The sequence below is a fragment of the Thiogranum longum genome (genome assembly GCF_004339085.1).
Classification (GTDB): domain Bacteria; phylum Pseudomonadota; class Gammaproteobacteria; order DSM-19610; family DSM-19610; genus Thiogranum; species Thiogranum longum.
The window spans coordinates 1,780,440-1,798,891 of sequence record NZ_SMFX01000001.1; the positions used below are offsets into that span (position 1 = coordinate 1,780,440).

The following is an 18,452-nucleotide window of genomic DNA, read 5'->3' on the forward strand; positions in this document are numbered from 1 at the left end:
ACGGCCTGATTCCGGAGTAGATGAATGAAAATATCCGTACTGGTCAATGAAGGTCCGTATCAGCACCAGTCTGCTGATACGGCCATCCAGTTCACCAAGGCAGTACTGGCAAAAGGACACGAGATCTTTCGCGTGTTCTTTTACCACGACGGTGTGAATAACGGCACACGTTACGCGGTTCCCCCGCAGGACGACCGTAATATCACCGAACAGTGGACCGAGATGGCCAAGGAACACAATCTGGACCTGGTTATCTGTATCGCAGCGGCACAACGCCGCGGCATTCTCGATGAGAACGAGGCCAAGCGTCAGGGAAAAGAAGGCCACAATATGGCCGACGGTTTCCGTATTTCAGGTCTTGGTCAGCTCATCGAAGCCGGTATCCAGTCTGACCGAATGGTCATCTTTGGCGACTAATTGAGGAAACAGAATTATGTCTGAACCATGGGAAGACGACGAGCTTGACGGACCCGTCCGCAAGTTCATGTATGTCAACCGTCGCGCACCCTACGGCACAATTTATGCCCTGGAGTCGCTGGAAGTTGTACTGATCGCCGCCGCATTCGAGCAGGACGTTACGCTCGTATTTATGGATGACGGTGTTTATCAGATCAAGAAGGGGCAGGACACCGGAGCTATCGGCGTCAAGAACTTCTCTCCGACCTACCGTGCCCTCGAAGGTTACGATGTCGAGAAACTGTATGTGGAAAAAGAATCGCTGGAATCCCGCGGTCTGACCACAGACGACCTGGTCGTACCGGTTCAGGTGGTTAATAACGACCAGCTGGCCGAACTGATGGAAGAACAGGAAGTCATCCTGAGCTTCTGATACGGAGAGAATCACTATGCCAATGCTACATACGGTAAACAAATCGCCTTTTGAGCGCCGCACACTGGACACCGCCCTGCGTCATGCCGTCAAGGGCGCAGGTGTTCTGCTGATCGAGGATGGCGTCTACGCTGCCTTTGACGGCACAGTTGTCGCTGAAAAGGTCAAGGCCGCACTGGCAGATCACAAGATCTACGTGCTTGGCCCGGATATCGCCGCCCGCGGCATGTCCGAACACCACGTTATCGATGGCCTTGAAGTTGTCGACTACGGCGGATTCGTGGACCTTGTCACAGAATACGACAAGGTACAGTCCTGGTTATAAACCGCAATTGATTTGCACTACTGCTGCAAACGAGGAGAGCAACAATGTCTATCGAAGTGAATGGCAAGGTCTTTGAGACCGACGAAGAAGGTTACCTGGCAGATCTGAACCAGTGGGAACCTGATGTTGCCACTGCCATGGCAAAGGAAGAAGGCAACGAACTGACTGACGCGCACTGGGAAGTCATCAACTTCCTGCGTGAGTACTATGAAGAATACCAGATCGCCCCGGCCGTTCGCGTGCTGACCAAGGCAATTGGCAAGAAACTGGGCAAGGACAAAGGTAACAGCAAGTACCTGTACGAACTGTTCCCGTACGGTCCTGCCAAACAGGCCTGCAAATACGCCGGTCTGCCCAAGCCGACCGGTTGCGTCTAGGCCCCGGCTGACGACGTTGTTGATCGTGGGGGAGATGATCTCCCCCACGTTTTATAGAATTTCCTGACGGAGGAGAGTGAGCGTGTCCTTAGTTTCGGCCCTGTATGTCGGACTCTTCTACTTTGCGACTGTGTTCCTGGTAGTTGGTCTGGTCCTGCGCATTAAAACCTACGCGCAGACGCCCGCTCCTCTGAAAATTCCGACCATGCCGGCTCCGCGCACGGAGACGGGTGTTGCCTTGCGCATGTTCCGTGAAGTAGCTTTCTTTGAAAGCCTGTTTCGCTCCAACAAGTGGATTTGGCTGTTCGGTATTCTGTTCCACTTCGGCATGCTGCTGGTGCTGCTGCGCCACCTGCGTTATTTCACCGAACCGGTCTGGTTCTGGGTGAACTGGGTGCAGCCCTTTGGCAAATATGCCGCCTTTGCAATGCTGGCCGGCCTGCTGGGCCTGTGGGCACGTCGCTTTCTGGTCGCACGTATTCGTTATATCTCTACGCCGTCCGATCACCTGATGCTGGCCCTGCTGGTTGGCATCGCCATGAGTGGCATTGGCATGAGCTTCCTCGTGCACACTGATATTATTTCGGTCAAGGCCTTTTTCCTGGGAATGCTGCACTTCTCACCGCAATCCCTGCCAACCGATCCGCTGCTGCTGGTCCACCTTGGACTGGTTGCAACGCTGATGATCATTTTCCCGATCAGCAAACTGTTACATGCGCCGGGCGTTTTCTTCAGCCCAACCCGAAACCAGACCGACAGTTCCCGCGAGCAGCGTCACATCGCTGACTGGGCGAAGGAACTGGAAGCGGGCGAACGGTAAACCGGACCGGAGGATTTGAAGCGTGGCTGATTTCGACGTACCTGAACTGAAAGAATACCTGGAAGTCCCCGAACCGCGGGAAAACGTGACCAATCATCTGGCACCTTTTACCGCCAAGCCGGACCACCAGACTGACCTTGGCTTTCCTGCAGAGCTGGTCGATAACTGGAAGGAAGTCGCCATTGATAAAATGGGTGATCTGCTGGGCAAGTACCGCTCACTGAGAGTCTTCCTGGATACCTGTGTTCACTGCGGCGCCTGCACAGACAAGTGCCACTATTATCTCGGTACAACCGATGCCAACAACATGCCGGTTGCACGCCAGGAACTGCTGCGCAAGGTATACCGCCGCTACTTCACATTCGCCGGCAAGTATTTTCCGAAACTGGTTGGCGCGACCGATCTGACCGAAGAAGTCCTGGACGACTGGTACAGCTACTTCCACCAGTGCTCACAGTGCCGACGCTGCTCGGTGTTCTGCCCTTACGGTATCGATACCGCTGAAATCTCCATGGCTGCCCGCGAAATCATGGATGAAGTCGGTAAAGGTCAGAAGTACTGTAACGAGATCATTGCCAAGGTTTACAAGATCGGCAATAACCTTGGTCTGCCTCAACCTGCACTGGCCGACACACTGGAAGGTCTGGAAGAAGATATCGAAGACGAAACAGGCGTGAAAGTCCGCCTGCCGCTTGATGAAAAGGGCGCAGACATCCTGCTGATCACCCCGTCGGCCGACTTCTTTGCCGAACCCCATGTCGATGGACTGATGGGCTATGCAAAGGTCTTCCACGAAGCCGGTGTTTCCTGGACCCTGAGTTCAGAGGCCAGTGAAGCAGCCAATTTCGGTATGTTCATCGGCAGCTACGATAATATGCGCAAGCTGGCATTGCGCATTCGCAAGGCTGCCCTGGACCTGGGCGTCAAGCGCATCATTTTCGGTGAGTGCGGACACGCCTGGCGCGTGGCCTACAGTTTCCTGAATACACTGGCCGGTCCGTTCGACTTCCTTGACCAGAAGTACCCGATTCCTCAACACATCTGCGAGTTCACCTATGACCTGCTCAATGAGAACAAGTTGCGGATGAACAAGGCCGAGAACGATCACATGACACTCACCTTCCACGACTCATGCAACGTCGCCCGCGGCGCCGGCATGGGTGGTTTTGAAGGCGGTCAGTTTGTTATACCGCGCGCAGTCATCAAGGCATCCTGCAACAATTACTATGACATGGACGACGACACCATTCACGACGCAACCTTCTGTTGCGGCGGCGGCGGCGGTCTGTTGACCGATGACCTGATGGAGATTCGTGTCAAGGGCGCAATGCCGCGCATGCAGGCGCTCAAGCAAGTGACCGAGGAACATGGCGTGACCAACCTCGCGGCCATTTGCGCTATTTGCAAGAGCCAGTTTGCCAAGACACTGCCCTACTTCGGATTCAGCATGGATCAGATTGTCAGTGTCCACCAGCTGGTCAGTAACGCTATTGTATTGAAAGGTTCCGAGCAGGAAGCGGAACTCGACGGCACCGCCGATGAAAACGGCGAGGCCGAAACCGCATAAACCGAACACAACATCGTATTGCAACATTGAATCCTGAACGGATTCAGATAACAGGAGAACAGGCATGGCTACTTCTCGCGACGACAAGAAATTAACGTTTCGCAAGTATGAAGAAGGTGACAGCAAGTGGGACCGCTGGAATGACGCGATTTTTGAAGGTGATCATTCGCACAAGTGTCCGACATACGTACACCGTACGCCGCCGTGCCAGGGCAGCTGCCCGTCCGGTGAGGACATTCGTGGCTGGCTGGATATCGTACGCGGACTGGAAACACCGCCGGAAGGCATCAGCATGCAGGAATATGCCTTCCGCCGCTCAACCGATGCCAACCCCTTCCCGGGCGTAATGGGTCGCGTCTGTCCGGCACCGTGCCAGGACGGCTGCAACCGCAACGACGTGGAAGACTTTGTCGGCATCAATGCTGTCGAACAGTACATCGGTGATGAAGCCTTCAAGGGCGGTTTCAAATTCGAGGAAACCCCTGCCCTCACCGGCAAAAAGGTTGCGATCATCGGTGGTGGACCGGCCGGTATGGCTGCGGCCTACCAGTTGCGTCGACGTGGCATTGCCTCGACCATTATCGACGATCACGCCGAACTCGGCGGCATGATGCGCTACGGTATCCCCAATTACCGTATTCCGCGCGCCGAACTGGATCGGGAAATCGGCCGTATCCTCGAAATGGGTGATGTCGAATTCAAGGCCAACACACGCGTCGGCCGCGATGTATCCGTCGAAGACCTGGAAAAAGAATACGACGCCATTCTATGGGCCCTGGGCTGCAAGGTCGGTCGCCCGCTGCCGCTGGAAGGCTGGGATGAAACCCCGAACTGTGTCAGCGCCGTGGACTTCCTTGAAGAGTTCAATAAAGGCGATATGAAGTACACCGCGAACAAGGTGATCTGTGTTGGTGGTGGTGATACCTCTATCGACGTGGTTTCCGTATCTCGCCGCATCGGCACGCTTAAGGATTACAACGAGAACCCTGAAGATGCCGTCACCGGAAAGATCAAGCACGGTGACATTGATCCCTCACTGCGCAAGGCCTGTGACAACGTCACCCTGACCGCCCTGTTCCCGCGCGACCAGATGACAGCCGCCGAGCACGAGGTAAATGACGCTGTCCGTGAAGGCGTGGTACTCATGAATGAAGTCATGCCGGTCGAAATCATTCGCAACAGCGATGGCCGTGCAACCGCGCTTAAGCTGGTTGACTGCAAGTGGGAAAACAATGGCCCGGTCAAGGTCGAGGGCGGCAAGGAATATGTTGTCGAAACCGATCTTATCGTTGCCGCTATTGGCCAGGGCGGCGACATGGCCGGTCTGGAAGATTTCGCCAACGAACGCAACCTGATGGATGCCGACAAGTTCTACCAGGTGCCGAACAAACCCGGTCACTTCGTTGCTGGCGACATTGTTCGTCCGCACCTGCTGACTACTGCCATTGGCCAGGCATCGATTGCTGCCGAATCTATTGATCTCTACCTGAAGCATGCCGAGTTCAAGAAGCGCCCGAAGGTCGACAAGCACCACTTCAACCTGCTGGACAAGATGAAGGAAGCCGGCCTGGATCCTGCCCCCTATACGGTCGGCGAAACCCGCGGCACCAATGAAGCTAAATTCGCGATCCACAACTTCGAAGACCGCTCCAAGAACGAAGTCATCACCTCTGACAAACTGTTCCTGGGTCATTTCGAGTACACACCGCGTCACCTGCGCGAGGAGGATGCGCCGGATTCCGAGCACGTTCTGAATCACTTCGAAGAACGCACCAAGGGCTTTGACGACGAAACTGCTGCCGCCGAGGCTGGCCGCTGCATGAGCTGTGGCATGTGCTTCGAATGCGACAACTGTGTCATCTACTGTCCGCAGGACGCTGTATACCGTGTCAAAAAGGACGAGCACACCATAGGCCGCTATGTTGCAACCGACTACGCGAAGTGCGTGGGTTGTCATATCTGTGCCGATGTCTGCCCGACCGGATACATTGACATGGCCCTGGGTGAATAAACGGAGTCGCGCGACATGAGTCAGACCAAACTGCTGATGCGTCTGTTTGCGCTGATGATCGGAGCTTTGCTGTTGTTGCCGTTGGCAGCAACAGCAGACGAAGATGAAGGCGAGGATGAAAAGGACCCTCTGCCCTTCTCTGATCTTGTTATCACCGAACCGGCCCGGCGTTTCAGCGAGGAGACCGGTTGTGTTGCGCCGGAAGCGGAAATGCGCCGTAATCACATGGAGTACATCCTGCACCAGCGTGACGAAACCATGCACGAAGGTATCCGTACCCGGCAGTACTCGCTAGAAGAGTGCATCAATTGTCACGCCGTCAAGGATGAGCAGGGCGAGTACGTGCGCGTGGAAGACGAACGGCATTTCTGTGCAACCTGCCACACCTATGCCTCGGTCAAGATTGACTGCTTCCAGTGTCATTCAGACGTACCTGTCCGCGCATCAAAGCTGCGCAAACTGCAGTCCGGCCTGGCACCGCACCACTCCACTGAACCCTTTGCCGGCAAACTGGCCAGTGAAACAGTACAGTTGCTGACCAACGAGGATCAAGCTCAATGAGTGATACCAGCAAGCCCATGGACCCCACTCGCCGTCAGTTCATTACAAAAGCCGGTGGTGCCGCCGGCGCAGCCGCGATTGCCCCGGGCGTATTTCTAACGACACCCGCCCAGGCGAAGCCGGCTGACCAGCCTGTCAGCAACGACAAACGCTGGGGCATTCTGGTTGACGCCAACAAATGCGGTAACGGCTGTAACGCGTGTGTTACAGCCTGCGAGGAAGAAAACGGCTGGGGTTCAGCCAATCCTTCAGAAGATCATTCCAGCCCCGAGCAGAAGGCCCACTGGATTCGCAAGGTCACCATCAAGGACAAGGCAACCCAACACGTTACCACCCTGCCGATGATGTGCCAGCACTGTGAAAATCCACCCTGTGTCGATGTATGCCCGACCGGTGCGTCATTCAAGCGCGAAGACGGTATCGTTCTGGTCGACAAGCACATCTGTATCGGCTGTCGCTACTGCATGATGGCCTGCCCCTACAAGGCACGCAGTTTTATACATGAAGACCTCAAGGATCAGAAACCCTGGGCGCCCCGCGGCAAGGGTACGGTTGAATCCTGCACAATGTGTGTGCACCGTGTTGACGAAGACGGCACTCCGGCGTGCGTGGAAGCCTGCAATGCCGAAACGCATAAAGCCATGGTCTTCGGCGATCTCTACGACGAAAACAGCGAGATTTCGCGTGAACTGAAACAGTATGGCGGCAAGGAAATCCGTGCCGACCTCAACCTGAATACCGGCGTCCGCTACCGCGGCATCTGACACTGACGGAACTGGCGAATCACCCATGAAACAAGTGCTGAAATATCGCGAAATTGAAGGCAAGAGTACCGGCTTCTGGATCCTGCTGGGCGGACTTGGCGCATTGATCGCCCTTGCGCTGGGTGCCGTACTGTACATGGAGCACGAAGGACACTATGTCACCGGCATGACCAACCAGATTGTGTGGGGCATGCCGCACGTGTTTGCCATTTTCCTGATTGTCACTGCATCCGGGATACTGAACCCCGCTTCGATCGGCACGGTATTCGGCAAAACCCTGTACAAACCGCTCGGGCGACTTTCCGCCTTGTTGGCCATATCCATGCTGGTTGGCGGCCTGATGATCCTGGTACTCGACCTGGGTCACCCGGATCGCCTGATCATTGCCATGACCTATTACAACTTCAAGTCCATCTTTGCCTGGAACATTATTCTTTATAACGGGTTCCTTGCCGTCGTAGCCATCTATATCTGGCTCATGATGGAACGCAAGATGAACAAGTATTACCCGGCTGCCGGATTTATCGCTTTCATCTGGCGACTGATACTGACAACCGGTACCGGCTCTATCTTCGGCTTCCTTGTCGCACGCCAGGCCTACGATGCCGCCCTGCTGGCACCGATGTTCGTGATTATGTCCTTCGCCTACGGGCTGGCCGTCTTTATCCTGGTGCTGATGGCCGCCTATGCCTGGACCAAACGCCCGCTGGGCGATGCCGTCCTGTTCCGCCTCAAGAACCTGCTCGGCGTATTTATCGCCTCAGTGCTGTATTTTGTGGCCGTGTACCACCTGACCAACCTGTATGCTGCCGAGAACAACGGCGTAGAGCACTTTATCCTGATGGATGGCGGTATCTACACCAAACTGTTCTGGATCGTACAGATCCTGATCGGTAGCCTGCTGCCACTGGCCATGGTCTACCACCCGACCATCGGCAAGTCCCGCCCGGCCATAGCAACTGCTGCGGCACTGGTCATAATCGGCGGATTCGCCCAGCTGTATGTCCTGCTGATTGGCGGACAGGCCTACCCGCTGGAGATGTTTCCCGGTTACGAAGTGACAAGTAGTTTCTTTGATGGGCAGGTAAGCAGCTACAGCCCTTCAATCTGGGAAATCACACTGGGTGTTGGCGGTATTGCCACAGCCCTGCTGATGGTCACCATAGCAGTGCGGGTATTGAAGTTCCTTCCGGTCACACTGGAAGATGCGGTTGTCGATCCGCATGCGGCGAAAACTGACTAGGGAAAATACGGCCAGTTGGCCACCACACCCCCTGTCATTGCGAGCAACGCAAAGCAATCTCCCCGGGCTGGTGCCAGACTGTCGGAGGTTGCTTCGCGTTGCTCGCAATGACGGAATCAGTATTTCCGGATTCGTGACTACACTACGGGGTGAAGTGCTGCAATGACACCTCAGACCATCCCTGGATTCACATGTCACAGATCCTGATTTCGGCTGCCCATAAATCCTCCGGTAAAACTACCATCACCATTGGCCTTTGTGCCGCCCTCCGGCAGCGCGGACTTGATGTGCAACCGTTCAAGAAAGGCCCTGACTACATTGACCCGATGTGGCTGGGGCGCGCAGCCGGCAAAAACTGCCACAATCTCGATTTCTACACCATGCAGCGGGAAGAAATCTGCAATACTCTCGCCTGGTTCGGTCAGTCTGCCGACATCAATATTATTGAAGGCAACAAAGGCCTGTACGACGGGCTCGATCTTGATGGCAGCAACAGCAATGCCGCGCTCGCCAAACTGGTTGGCGCCCCGGTCGTACTTGTACTCGATGCACGCGGCATGACCCGTGGTATTGCCCCGCTTATACTCGGCTACCAGGCCTTCGATCCTGATATCAACATCGCCGGTGTCATCCTCAACCAGCTGGGCGGCAGTCGTCATGAATCCAAGCTGCGCGCCGTTATCGAGAACTACACCGATGTCACGGTGCTAGGCGCAGTAGCCCGACATCCCGACATGGAAATTCTGGAACGCCACCTCGGGCTCATTCCAAGCAATGAGGAAGGTGCGGCGGAACAACACATACGGTCGATAGGCAATGCCATAGAACGCCAGGTCGACCTGGACAGGCTGATGGAGCTGGCAGCATGCAGCCCGTTACCGGCAGTGCCCGTCGCCTCTCCGTTTGCCATCAAACCCCTCGACTTACCGCTGCGCATTGGTATCGCGCGAGATGAGGCCTTCGGGTTCTATTACCCGGCCGACCTGGATGCCATGACCCAGGCCGGTGCTGAACTGGTCTTTATCGACACACTGCGTGATGCTGAACTTCCCCCGCTGGACGGGCTGTTCATCGGCGGCGGTTTTCCGGAGAGTTGCATGGAGAAACTGCAAGCCAACCTCTCGCTCCGCGAAGCAATCCGGCGCGCCATCGAGGCTGGCCTGCCGGTGTACGCAGAGTGTGGCGGCCTGATGTACCTTTCACGCAGCCTGACATGGAATGACCGGCGTTGCGAAATGGTAGGCGCAGTACCCGGCGATACGATCATGCACACCCGACCACAGGGCCGGGGCTACGTACGACTCAGGGAAACCGATAACCCGCTCTGGCCTGCAGGCAGCGACGATGAAAACGAAATAGCCGCCCATGAATTCCACTACTCCGGGCTGGAAAACCTGGAGCCGCCCGCGAACTGGGAATACAATGTGCTACGCGGCACAGGGATTGACGGGAAACACGATGGCTACCGCCTGCACAACCTGCTGGCCTGCTACACCCACCAGCGCAGCACCTCGAAAAACCGCTGGACTGAACGCTTTTTACACTTTATCCAGACGTGCAAAACACGGCACAATTAGCACTGGATCAATTCACCGACAGCAAGGGTATTACACTATGATCAGTTTGACTCCCGAGGCAGCCGAACACATCCGCGAATCCGCGTCCCAGGGCAATATGGCAGATATGCCACTGCGTGTCGCCGTGACCCGCCGGGAAGACGGCAGTTTCCACTATGCTCTGGGCTTTGATGATATCAATCGCCAGGATGATCACAACTTCGAGTCGGAAGGTATTAAAATCGTCGTAGCACCACAAAGTCTGGAAATGTTGAACGGCGCTATTATCGATTACGTCGACCTCGATGGCAGCAAAGAGATAATCTTCATCAACCCCAATGATCCGGCGCAACAGTAACACCTCGCCAGCCACTGATTGATTAAACATGACCGAGTCGGAAAAAAAGGCAGCTCAGCACAATCTTGCGGATGCCTCAGAGCGCTCGTCGCGCAGACGCCTGCCCCTGCCCGACTGGCCGACGACCCGGCAGTTCCTCGCAGCACTTTCCGCACTGGGTGTCACCTTGTTGATACTGGGTCTGATGAATATCTGGGATTTCCTGCATGCAGAACAGTCCAACTGGCTGCACCTGGCCAACAGCGTATTACTGGTCAGCGGTATTGCCTTGCTCGCCTTTACCTTCCATGTCGCACGTCGCGACCTGGTGGCACCACTGACAGAGCTGCGCCACTGGGTCAACGAGATGCACAATGGCAAGCTGAGCGCGCGCCTGCCAAAATCCGACCAGCCGGATTTCAGTAAACTCTATCGTGACATCAACGCACTCGCCGAGCGGCTCGAATCCCTGTCGCTGGACATGCAGTCAGAAGTCGAACAACAAACAAACCGCATCCAGCAGAAGACCCATTCACTTGAAATTCTCTATGATATTGCAGCCAACATCAACGCTGCCAATGACCTCGAAGACCTGCTGACACGCTTCCTTCACACGCTCAAGGACGTCGTTAATGCTCGCGCCGGTACAGTGCGCATGCTGACAAACGATGGCAATATGCAATTGATTGCCAGTAGCGGGCTGTCCCCGGAAGTTGTCAAAAAGGAGCAACTGGTCAGCATCGATCGCTGCCTGTGTGGCCAGGCTGCACAGAACGGGGAAGTCTACGCACTGGATGATCTCAAGGGTTGCGGACAGTTTGCCGGGCGCCCGTTCTTCGATACCGAAAAGGTGGAAATGATCGCCGTACCACTCCGCTACCGCGGCAAGGTACTGGGCGTATACAACCTGTTCACCAAACAACACGGCCTGGTCGAGCGAGAGGACATGAAAGACCTGCTCACCAGTATCGGGCACCACCTCGGCATGGCTATCGAGAAGTCGCGACTCGACGAAGAAGCCAACCTGCTGTCCATTATGGAAGAGCGCACCCGGCTGGCCAATGAGCTGCATGACTCTCTGGCACAAAGTCTGGCCAGTCTGAAATTTCAGGTGCGTGTTCTTGATGAAACCCTGCACAGCGGCGAGGAATCCGCACTGTGGCAGGAACTGGAACGCATCGAAAACAGCCTCGACGAAGCCTATACCGAGTTACGTGAACTGATCGCCCATTTCCGCGCCCCCATCGACAAACGTGGCCTTGTACCGGCAGTCGAGCAGGCCGTGGAAAGGTTCCGCCGCAACTCGCAAATCAGTGCTTTTTTACAACTGGAATGGGACGGGACAAAACTGCCGGCAGAAGTAGAGATACAGGTTCTGCGCATTATCCAGGAAGCACTCGCCAATATCCGCAAACACAGCAAGGCTAACGCTGTGCGCGTACTCATGCGCGCGACCCCGGGCCATGACTACATGGTAATGATCGAGGATGACGGCGTCGGAATGCCGGACAAGGTGATCGAAGGAGGCCCCGGTGAACACCTCGGCCTGAAGATTCTTGAAGAAAGAGCCGCCCGTATCCACGGTAAAATCAAAATCGAGAGTGAAAGCGGTGAAGGAACACGTGTTACCCTGACTTTCCCCCTCCCCCGTGATGACAACGATGCTGATAGCAATGTTACCGTCGATTTACCTTCGAACCTTGTGAGTAATAAATGAGCTTACGTGTCCTCCTGATCGATGATCACACCCTGTTCCGTGTTGGCCTGGAAGGACTTCTGGCACACAGAAGCATTGAAGTTATTGCATCCATTGGCGACGGGCGTGTAGGGCTACAGCGTGCCGAGGAGCTGAAACCGGACGTCGTACTGCTGGACATGCGCATGCCGGATATCAACGGGATTGGCGTACTGCGAAAACTGCGCGAATCCGGCTTTGAAAATCCTGTTGTCATGCTCACCACCAGTACCGACGAACGTGACCTGGTGGAATCACTACGCAACGGCGCACAGGGTTACCTGCTGAAAGATATGGAACCTGACCAGCTGGTCATGGCGCTACGGGATATCGTCAGCGGAAAGACCGTGGTTGCCCCCGACCTGGCGCCGGTACTCGCAAAAGTCGTACAGGGCGACGGCAGCCTTGCCAACAAGACATCACCCTTCGACGAACTGACCCCACGCGAAAGCGAGATACTCAGCCTGCTGGCCGAAGGCCAGAGCAACAAGGTCATTGCCCGCAACCTGGGTATATCGGATGGCACCGTAAAACTGCATGTCAAAGCCATTCTGAGAAAGCTCGGTGTACATTCGCGCGTTGAAGCTGCTGTCATTGCAGTCGAACAGGGGCTGCGTAGCAATCGGGAAAATAACCAATAACCAACTGATCACAAAACAATGAAAACCTATGAACAACTCGTAAATGAAGCCCTGGAACATGTCGAAGAAATTTTCCCCTGGGATCTGGCCGAAATTCTGGAACAGGACCAGGGATTGATGCTCCTGGATGTCCGCGAACCCTACGAATTCGATGCCATGCATATCCAGGGCGCACTGAACGTGCCACGCGGCATTCTGGAGACGGCCTGTGAATATAACTATGAAGAAACGGTGCCGGAACTGGTCACTGCTCGTGAACGTGAAATTATTGTAATCTGCCGGTCGGGTAAACGCAGTGTGCTGGTCGCCGATGTCATGCAACAACTCGGGTACCGGAACGTCAAATCATTGAAAACCGGAATGCGCGGCTGGAGTGATGATGACCAGGAAATGGTAGATAGCGACGGCAAGCCGGTCGATGAAGACAGCGCCATCGAATACTTCACGCCAAGACTGCGTCCCGAACAGATGGGCCAGTAACAAGGTTAAAGATAGTGCTTGTGCTGCTTGCGGCGCGTACCGGCCTGTTGGGAAACTACACCGTGAATAGCCTCGATACCGGGAATTTCCAGTAACTCGTCATAGCCCTCGTTTACACACTTGAGGAAATAGCGGTCGCCATCAATGTGCAACTGCCGGAAATAGAACTCCTCATCGTGTTGAGCCACCACGTAGCAGCCGTCCTTGACCAGACCCTCCGGGTCGACAATGATGACGCAACCGTCCCTGAATTCCGGTTCCATCATGTCTCCCAGCACCCGCAGTGCAAACGGCTCGCTCGCGGAACAACCTGTCGCTTCCAAGGTAACTACCTCATATTTCTATCAATTCATCCGGAACGGATTTTAGCATGAACCACGCCTTTCATCAGCGTTAAAGTAAGGCCGCTACAAGCCGCAAAATACAGCAGCATTGGTTTGATTTTAGAGGGAATTCCGTGACACCGCAGGATCTGGTAACCCGCAATGTACGTCTGGTTTCACTGCCTGAAGTCTGTATCCAGGTACAGGCGCTGGCCGACTCGTCCCATACGACCGCCGATGACATCGCCGACGTGGTCAGCAAGGATACCGCACTGACCACCCGTTTGCTGAAACTGGTCAACAGCGCCTATTTCAGCCTGCCGCGTAAAATCGACACCGTTTCGCGTGCCGTCAACATGATCGGGATGCGTGAGCTACGTAACCTCACACTGGCCGCATCCGCCGCAGAGGTGTTCTCGAATATCCCGCCGGACCTGATCGACATGGCAGGCTTCTGGCAACACAGCGTGTACACAGGCCTGCTGGCGCGCAATCTGGCACAGTGTTGCAATGTCCTGCACAGCGAACGTCTGTTCACCGCAGGACTGCTACACGATGTTGGCCGCCTGCTGATGTTAATGAAAGTCCCTGAAGAAACAGCCAATGCACAGGCCCTTCGACTGCAATCAAAGCGTGATATTTGCGAAATCGAGGAAGACCTGATTGGCTTCAGTCACGCAGAAGTCGGGGAGGCTCTGCTGCTGCACTGGAACATGCCCGAAAACCTGTGCGCATCGATACGTTATCACCACAATCCGGATGCAGCGGAAAATGCACACCTCGAAGCAGCCATAGTGCATATCGCCGACCAGGTCACTCACTGCGCGCAGGAGAGCAAGGATCCACTGGGTTCACCTTTCTATGATCCTTACGGCGCCCTGCTTGATTCAGACCTCAATTCGGAGTCGATTGCCGAGCAGGCCGTGCAGCACGTACAGCCCGGGGCATTGCAACTTACGCACATCAAAGAGCAGCAGATCATCGACTGCATCGGCAAGAGTTCCGCTGCGTTCAACCAGGTACTGGACCTGCTGTACCCGATGGCATGGGAGACACCGCGCTAGCGCTTCCATTAATCCCTGCTGCGGGTAATAACCAGCTGCTTCCGTAATACATCCACCACACTCACCCCGTTACTGGTGACATCATAAATTCGCCAGCCGCGTGGCGTCAGATAGAAATGAAAATACAGGCGCGTCACCGGTCCGCCCCGATGATAGAAATCACCGCCGGCAACCCAGCTGTAGCGACTTGTTACTATCGGGAACAGTGGGCGAAAGCGCGGCATCCGTACATCATACATACCCGTCTCTTTCGCCAGCAGCTCGAACAAACGATCACGCACGCGATTCTGAAAATGGCTGCGTTTCAGGATGTCCAGTTTGACGTACTCAGGGCCACCGATCAGGTATGCCATATAGGCAAAGTCGAAGTATCGTGCAGCCTGCTCTTCCATCAGGCGAACAACGGATGACGGATCACGCGGCTCGTAGGCGGACGTCATGTCCTGCAGCCAGTAAAGACCATACTCCATCATATCGATGCCATTGGGCAATGAGCGCCGTATCGGCACATAATCAGGACCATGCAGGGAGTAGGCGGACGCAACATGCGGACTCGCGAACAGCAGGGAAAAGCTGACTGCTAAAAGTAACTTATGAGCCCGCCTCAGCATTTGCAGCCACCGTCAGGCTGTTTCCTCTTTCGGAAGCACTTCACCAGCCACTGCCTCGGCCTGCACCTCCTCCACTTTTGGGCTGCCGGGCCGCTTTCCGGAAGGATCCGTAAACCGGTCATTCAGCGTTTGCACCAGTCGATTGGCACTGCTGACAAGGGACTTCAGCGTACGACGGTTACGCCGCGACCATCCGACAGGATCCGGTGAAAAAATACTGTGCAGTACTCCGGTATTTCGTTTGAAAGCACGCTTCAGGCACTCACACTCCTCACCGACATAACGCCGTTGAATACTGTCTATAACACTGGCGGCAGCCGATCGGCGGGCGCGAAAATGCAGGAAAAGCGCTATAATAACCAGTAAGGTACCAGCTCCCAGCATCATGGTCGGCTCTGTCATCACCTGCTGCACACTGTTGTCGAGCATCGATTTCATATCCTGCGGCAGGAAGCGGCTTCCCACAACGGCAAGCCCGACCAGCAATAACCAGCCCGCATCACGTATCAGTACCTGGCGCCGCCAGCGCACAATCAGTTTACGTATGTGCGGAACATAGTAATCTTCAATTTCTCGCACACGTTTTTCCAGCGCGCCAACAATTCGATAGGCCCGTTCCACGCTGACTTGCTCTACCCGGTTGAGAATTTCGCTCAGGTCCTGGTCACGCTTCCACTCGAAACGACGACGCAGTGATTCATTTTCGATCGGGACTGAAGCTTCCTGATCATAGATGGTATAAAAGCGTCCAGCTGTTAACCCTTCCCTGGCCAATGCCCGCTGCCAGGCGCCGATCACCTCTTCCGGGTTATCTTCCCGTGCGGTTGTATCGATCTGGTTGAGGATATACAAAAACTTGCTGCTGTCCGCCCGGTCTTTGGTAGCGCCAACCAGGTGTGCAAGCGTATCGCTCATGGCGCCAGGCTCGGGATGACGCGCATCAAAAAACACCAGCACCAGGTCTGACAGGTCAATAATATGGTTTGTCAGACGCAGGGTCGCCGAACGCTGTTCATCAGCATCAAAGCCGGGGGAGTCTATCAGGATCCGCCCCTTGAGCTTTTCACTGTTACAAGTCTTTAACTGAAGGTAGGCATCGATGCGGCGACCCTGTCCATTCTCGACCTTCTCCAGTTCCTCACTGGTCTGGTAGAACGGGAAGCGGGGGTCGGCATCAAGCGCCAGGCCCGGCAGAGTACGCGCATCATTGTCACCGCCATAGCAAATTACGGTGAACTTGTCGTCGACGGCCTGGTTTCCCGTATCCTGAAGCGGGTAAGACAGGTACTGATTTATGAAAGTTGATTTACCCGATGAGAATGTACCCAGCACCGATATCAGTGGCCACCAGGAAATCCGCGTGGCATAAGACTCACTTCTGTCCAGCAGCCCCATGGCATAACCGACACGTGACAGCTGCCGAAAACCATCCACTGCGGACACCAGTATCGGATTTTCCTCTTTAAGGTGAAGCTCCAGGCTCTTCAGCCGCTTTCGGATACTTTTATCTGGTCGCATATTAGTCCCCTCAGCAGCGCAATCACCAGGGCATGAAATTATTCATGAAGCGCATCGGCCCCGATACATTTTCGATATTTCTTCCCATCAACTGCGTATCGTAACGCATGTAATACATCGTATTTGACATGGAATCGATTGATTGCGTCATATCGCGCATGGTTACCACAATGGCCCCCATGGCTGCATTTTGCTCCTTGATGTCATGACTCATCTGTTGCATATAGTCAGTGATCTTCACCATGTTTTTCGCCACGGTATTCATGTTGTTTGTCGTCGATGAAAAGTTCTGGTTGATATTAACCATACTGGTCTGGATATCCGCCATCTGGTAAGTAATCTTGTTGATGTCGCTGGTTAACTGGTAGATCAGGAAGAACCCGTAGCCTGCCAGAATAATAAATGCCAGCATGCTCGGGTAGACAACCAGTTCCCAGCGTCTTGCACTGGCCTCGAAGCTGCGGGCGAACTGGCTCATATACTGGGCCATGTCATTCGCGACCCGATGCTCAGCTTCCAGCGCCGCTTCCTCGACAACCTGACTGCTGTCAATATCCTCCGGGTCAGATTGGGTTGACTTTTCTTCGGTCATTCAGCCACCCGCTTGCTGCGTTATCTGCATATCCAACTTACGTGCCTGCGGCGCACCCAGCCGGTATAAAACCTTTACAAGCTGGCGTGCGCGTGCAGATTCGCCATTAGCGATGAGTAATTGCACTGACCGGGAATAGGCTTCTATCACAGGTCCCCGCTGGTGCGTTGCAAAGTAGAAGTTTCCGATTTCACCCCAGACATCCGGATTATCCGGGTAACGTTCAGCAAGTGACTGATACGTTTTCTCGGCAGCAGGCAGATTGCGCTGCCAAAAATACTGGCGAGCCTTGACCAACTGATCCTGAAGCGCCACATCCACTGTGGTTTCAACCACTACGGCTGGCTCTTCCACCACCGGTGATGGTGCCGGCCCGGATTTTTCGGCTACACCAGATTCAGACTGTGACGGCCTGAACGCCTGATCCGTTGCCTGATCCGTTGCCTGATCCGTTGCCTGATCCGTTGCCTGATCCGTTGCCTGATCCGTTGCCTGATCCGTTGCCTGATCCGTTGCCTGATCCTGGAGTTCAGCCTGATCGCGGTATATGACCTGATCCTGAGGCATATCCTGCCCCGGTGCCCTGGACTGAACCTGAGCCGGGACTTGCACCACCACCTCTTCAGCTATTTCTGGCCCCCCTGCTACAGCAGCCGTTTCTGGTGACGTTACTGTGGCATCCGGTACTGTCGCTACTGTTTCCGGTGCCCTGGCTGCCATCTCAGGTATCGCCGTGGGCACTTGCTCCGGAACCTCCGGTGCTACTGCGGCTTCTGGTGGCGCTACCGGCATCACTGCCGGTTCCTGTACATCTTCGGGCACAGGTGCGGCCTCGACCCTCCCGGTTCGCCCTGTGTCAGGGGCCATCGAGCCGGACATGCTGTTGCCTGTGAACCCGCTACCAGGTGTTTCCGGCGAAGCCTGTTGTTGTGGTATACCCTTCTTGTCCTGGGCAACCGTACCGGCGTGTTGCTCAGTAGCTGCACGCTTCCCGAACCACTGCGGAAATATCTCGACCCGTTTTGTGTAGACAAAGATGGCTGCCAAAACAAATGCAATCAGTAAGCCGTGACTCAGTATTTTTTGTACCAGTTTCAT

21 protein-coding genes are annotated in these 18,452 nt (G+C 55.0%); 16 read left to right on the top strand and 5 right to left on the bottom strand.

Going from position 1 to position 18,452, the window contains the following annotated elements:
- Positions 1-24 precede the first annotated feature (24 nt).
- From tusD to DFR30_RS08865, 15 genes are all read left to right on the top strand, one after another.
- Entirely contained in the window at positions 25-417 is a 393-nt protein-coding gene (tusD, locus tag DFR30_RS08795; RefSeq protein WP_132972386.1) for a sulfurtransferase complex subunit TusD, read from the top strand.
- A 16-nt stretch (positions 418-433) separates the two neighbouring features.
- Positions 434-829 carry a sulfurtransferase complex subunit TusC gene (gene tusC / locus DFR30_RS08800; RefSeq protein ID WP_132972388.1) on the top strand — a complete coding sequence of 132 codons (396 nt, stop codon included), beginning with the start codon at positions 434-436 and terminating at the stop codon, positions 827-829.
- A 16-nt stretch (positions 830-845) separates the two neighbouring features.
- Positions 846-1,154, top strand: coding sequence for a sulfurtransferase complex subunit TusB (tusB, locus tag DFR30_RS08805; RefSeq protein WP_132972390.1), 309 nt, complete (start codon positions 846-848; stop codon positions 1,152-1,154).
- 44 nt (positions 1,155-1,198) lie between these two features.
- Positions 1,199-1,531: a TusE/DsrC/DsvC family sulfur relay protein gene (locus DFR30_RS08810; RefSeq protein ID WP_132972392.1), complete on the top strand. Its 333-nt coding sequence runs from the start codon at positions 1,199-1,201 to the stop codon at positions 1,529-1,531.
- An 82-nt stretch (positions 1,532-1,613) separates the two neighbouring features.
- Positions 1,614-2,351, top strand: a complete 738-nt coding sequence (locus tag DFR30_RS08815) for a respiratory nitrate reductase subunit gamma (RefSeq protein WP_132972394.1) — start codon at positions 1,614-1,616, stop codon at positions 2,349-2,351.
- Between the two features lie 22 nt (positions 2,352-2,373).
- Positions 2,374-3,918, top strand: coding sequence for a sulfate reduction electron transfer complex DsrMKJOP subunit DsrK (dsrK, locus tag DFR30_RS08820; protein ID WP_132972396.1), 1,545 nt, complete (start codon positions 2,374-2,376; stop codon positions 3,916-3,918).
- A gap of 64 nt (positions 3,919-3,982) precedes the next feature.
- A complete protein-coding gene (locus DFR30_RS08825; RefSeq protein ID WP_132972398.1) occupies positions 3,983-5,929 on the top strand; it encodes an NAD(P)-binding protein in 1,947 nt (648 codons plus the stop codon).
- Positions 5,930-5,944: 15 nt separating this feature from the next.
- Entirely contained in the window at positions 5,945-6,490 is a 546-nt protein-coding gene (locus tag DFR30_RS08830; protein WP_132972400.1) for a hypothetical protein, read from the top strand.
- The gene (gene dsrO, locus DFR30_RS08835; RefSeq protein ID WP_132972402.1) at positions 6,487-7,254 is read left to right on the top strand and encodes a sulfate reduction electron transfer complex DsrMKJOP subunit DsrO; all 768 of its coding nucleotides are present in this window, start codon (positions 6,487-6,489) and stop codon (positions 7,252-7,254) included. Before DFR30_RS08830 ends, dsrO begins: the two co-directional genes overlap by 4 nt.
- Positions 7,255-7,279: 25 nt before the next feature.
- A complete protein-coding gene (gene nrfD / locus DFR30_RS08840; RefSeq protein ID WP_132972404.1) occupies positions 7,280-8,497 on the top strand; it encodes an NrfD/PsrC family molybdoenzyme membrane anchor subunit in 1,218 nt (405 codons plus the stop codon).
- Between the two features lie 191 nt (positions 8,498-8,688).
- A complete protein-coding gene (locus DFR30_RS08845) occupies positions 8,689-10,074 on the top strand; it encodes a cobyrinic acid a,c-diamide synthase CobB (RefSeq protein WP_132972406.1) in 1,386 nt (461 codons plus the stop codon).
- A gap of 37 nt (positions 10,075-10,111) precedes the next feature.
- Positions 10,112-10,411 carry a HesB/IscA family protein gene (locus DFR30_RS08850; protein WP_165869150.1) on the top strand — a complete coding sequence of 100 codons (300 nt, stop codon included), beginning with the start codon at positions 10,112-10,114 and terminating at the stop codon, positions 10,409-10,411.
- 28 nt (positions 10,412-10,439) lie between these two features.
- Positions 10,440-12,107, top strand: coding sequence for an ATP-binding protein (locus tag DFR30_RS08855; RefSeq protein WP_132972410.1), 1,668 nt, complete (start codon positions 10,440-10,442; stop codon positions 12,105-12,107).
- Positions 12,104-12,766 carry a response regulator gene (locus tag DFR30_RS08860; RefSeq protein WP_132972412.1) on the top strand — a complete coding sequence of 221 codons (663 nt, stop codon included), beginning with the start codon at positions 12,104-12,106 and terminating at the stop codon, positions 12,764-12,766. The genes DFR30_RS08855 and DFR30_RS08860 overlap by 4 nt, the downstream gene beginning before the upstream one ends.
- Before the next feature lie 18 nt (positions 12,767-12,784).
- Positions 12,785-13,246 (top strand): rhodanese-like domain-containing protein, encoded by a 462-nt coding sequence (locus DFR30_RS08865; protein WP_132972414.1) that lies wholly within the window; start codon positions 12,785-12,787, stop codon positions 13,244-13,246.
- Positions 13,247-13,251: 5 nt separating this feature from the next.
- Here DFR30_RS08865 and DFR30_RS08870 read toward each other — a convergent pair whose 3' ends face one another.
- Positions 13,252-13,569, bottom strand: coding sequence for a S24 family peptidase (locus DFR30_RS08870; protein WP_243640712.1), 318 nt, complete (start codon positions 13,567-13,569; stop codon positions 13,252-13,254).
- A 134-nt stretch (positions 13,570-13,703) separates the two neighbouring features.
- Here DFR30_RS08870 and DFR30_RS08875 point away from each other — a divergent pair, with 134 nt between their 5' ends.
- Positions 13,704-14,633 carry an HDOD domain-containing protein gene (locus DFR30_RS08875; RefSeq protein ID WP_165869151.1) on the top strand — a complete coding sequence of 310 codons (930 nt, stop codon included), beginning with the start codon at positions 13,704-13,706 and terminating at the stop codon, positions 14,631-14,633.
- A gap of 8 nt (positions 14,634-14,641) precedes the next feature.
- Here DFR30_RS08875 and DFR30_RS08880 read toward each other — a convergent pair whose 3' ends face one another.
- The 4 genes from DFR30_RS08880 to DFR30_RS08895 are packed head-to-tail and all read right to left on the bottom strand — an operon-like array spanning position 14,642 to position 18,452.
- Positions 14,642-15,244, bottom strand: a complete 603-nt coding sequence (locus DFR30_RS08880; protein WP_132972418.1) for an ABC transporter substrate-binding protein — start codon at positions 15,242-15,244, stop codon at positions 14,642-14,644.
- Between the two features lie 12 nt (positions 15,245-15,256).
- On the bottom strand, positions 15,257-16,762 hold the full coding sequence (locus DFR30_RS08885; RefSeq protein ID WP_132972420.1) for a dynamin family protein: 1,506 nt from the start codon (positions 16,760-16,762) through the stop codon (positions 15,257-15,259).
- A 22-nt stretch (positions 16,763-16,784) separates the two neighbouring features.
- Positions 16,785-17,354 carry a hypothetical protein gene (locus DFR30_RS08890; protein ID WP_132972422.1) on the bottom strand — a complete coding sequence of 190 codons (570 nt, stop codon included), beginning with the start codon at positions 17,352-17,354 and terminating at the stop codon, positions 16,785-16,787.
- The gene (locus DFR30_RS08895) at positions 17,355-18,452 is read right to left on the bottom strand and encodes a tetratricopeptide repeat protein (protein WP_132972424.1); all 1,098 of its coding nucleotides are present in this window, start codon (positions 18,450-18,452) and stop codon (positions 17,355-17,357) included.

Coding starts and splice junctions, on each gene's coding strand:
- tusD (WP_132972386.1), top strand. CDS start 25: ATGAAAATATCCGTACTGGTCAATGAAGGTCCGTATCAGCACCAGTCT.
- tusC (WP_132972388.1), top strand. CDS start 434: ATGTCTGAACCATGGGAAGACGACGAGCTTGACGGACCCGTCCGCAAG.
- tusB (WP_132972390.1), top strand. CDS start 846: ATGCCAATGCTACATACGGTAAACAAATCGCCTTTTGAGCGCCGCACA.
- DFR30_RS08810 (WP_132972392.1), top strand. CDS start 1,199: ATGTCTATCGAAGTGAATGGCAAGGTCTTTGAGACCGACGAAGAAGGT.
- DFR30_RS08825 (WP_132972398.1), top strand. CDS start 3,983: ATGGCTACTTCTCGCGACGACAAGAAATTAACGTTTCGCAAGTATGAA.
- DFR30_RS08830 (WP_132972400.1), top strand. CDS start 5,945: ATGAGTCAGACCAAACTGCTGATGCGTCTGTTTGCGCTGATGATCGGA.
- dsrO (WP_132972402.1), top strand. CDS start 6,487: ATGAGTGATACCAGCAAGCCCATGGACCCCACTCGCCGTCAGTTCATT.
- nrfD (WP_132972404.1), top strand. CDS start 7,280: ATGAAACAAGTGCTGAAATATCGCGAAATTGAAGGCAAGAGTACCGGC.
- DFR30_RS08845 (WP_132972406.1), top strand. CDS start 8,689: ATGTCACAGATCCTGATTTCGGCTGCCCATAAATCCTCCGGTAAAACT.
- DFR30_RS08850 (WP_165869150.1), top strand. CDS start 10,112: ATGATCAGTTTGACTCCCGAGGCAGCCGAACACATCCGCGAATCCGCG.
- DFR30_RS08855 (WP_132972410.1), top strand. CDS start 10,440: ATGACCGAGTCGGAAAAAAAGGCAGCTCAGCACAATCTTGCGGATGCC.
- DFR30_RS08860 (WP_132972412.1), top strand. CDS start 12,104: ATGAGCTTACGTGTCCTCCTGATCGATGATCACACCCTGTTCCGTGTT.
- DFR30_RS08865 (WP_132972414.1), top strand. CDS start 12,785: ATGAAAACCTATGAACAACTCGTAAATGAAGCCCTGGAACATGTCGAA.
- DFR30_RS08880 (WP_132972418.1), bottom strand. CDS start 15,244: ATGCTGAGGCGGGCTCATAAGTTACTTTTAGCAGTCAGCTTTTCCCTG.
- DFR30_RS08885 (WP_132972420.1), bottom strand. CDS start 16,762: ATGCGACCAGATAAAAGTATCCGAAAGCGGCTGAAGAGCCTGGAGCTT.
- DFR30_RS08890 (WP_132972422.1), bottom strand. CDS start 17,354: ATGACCGAAGAAAAGTCAACCCAATCTGACCCGGAGGATATTGACAGC.
- DFR30_RS08895 (WP_132972424.1), bottom strand. CDS start 18,452: ATGAAACTGGTACAAAAAATACTGAGTCACGGCTTACTGATTGCATTT.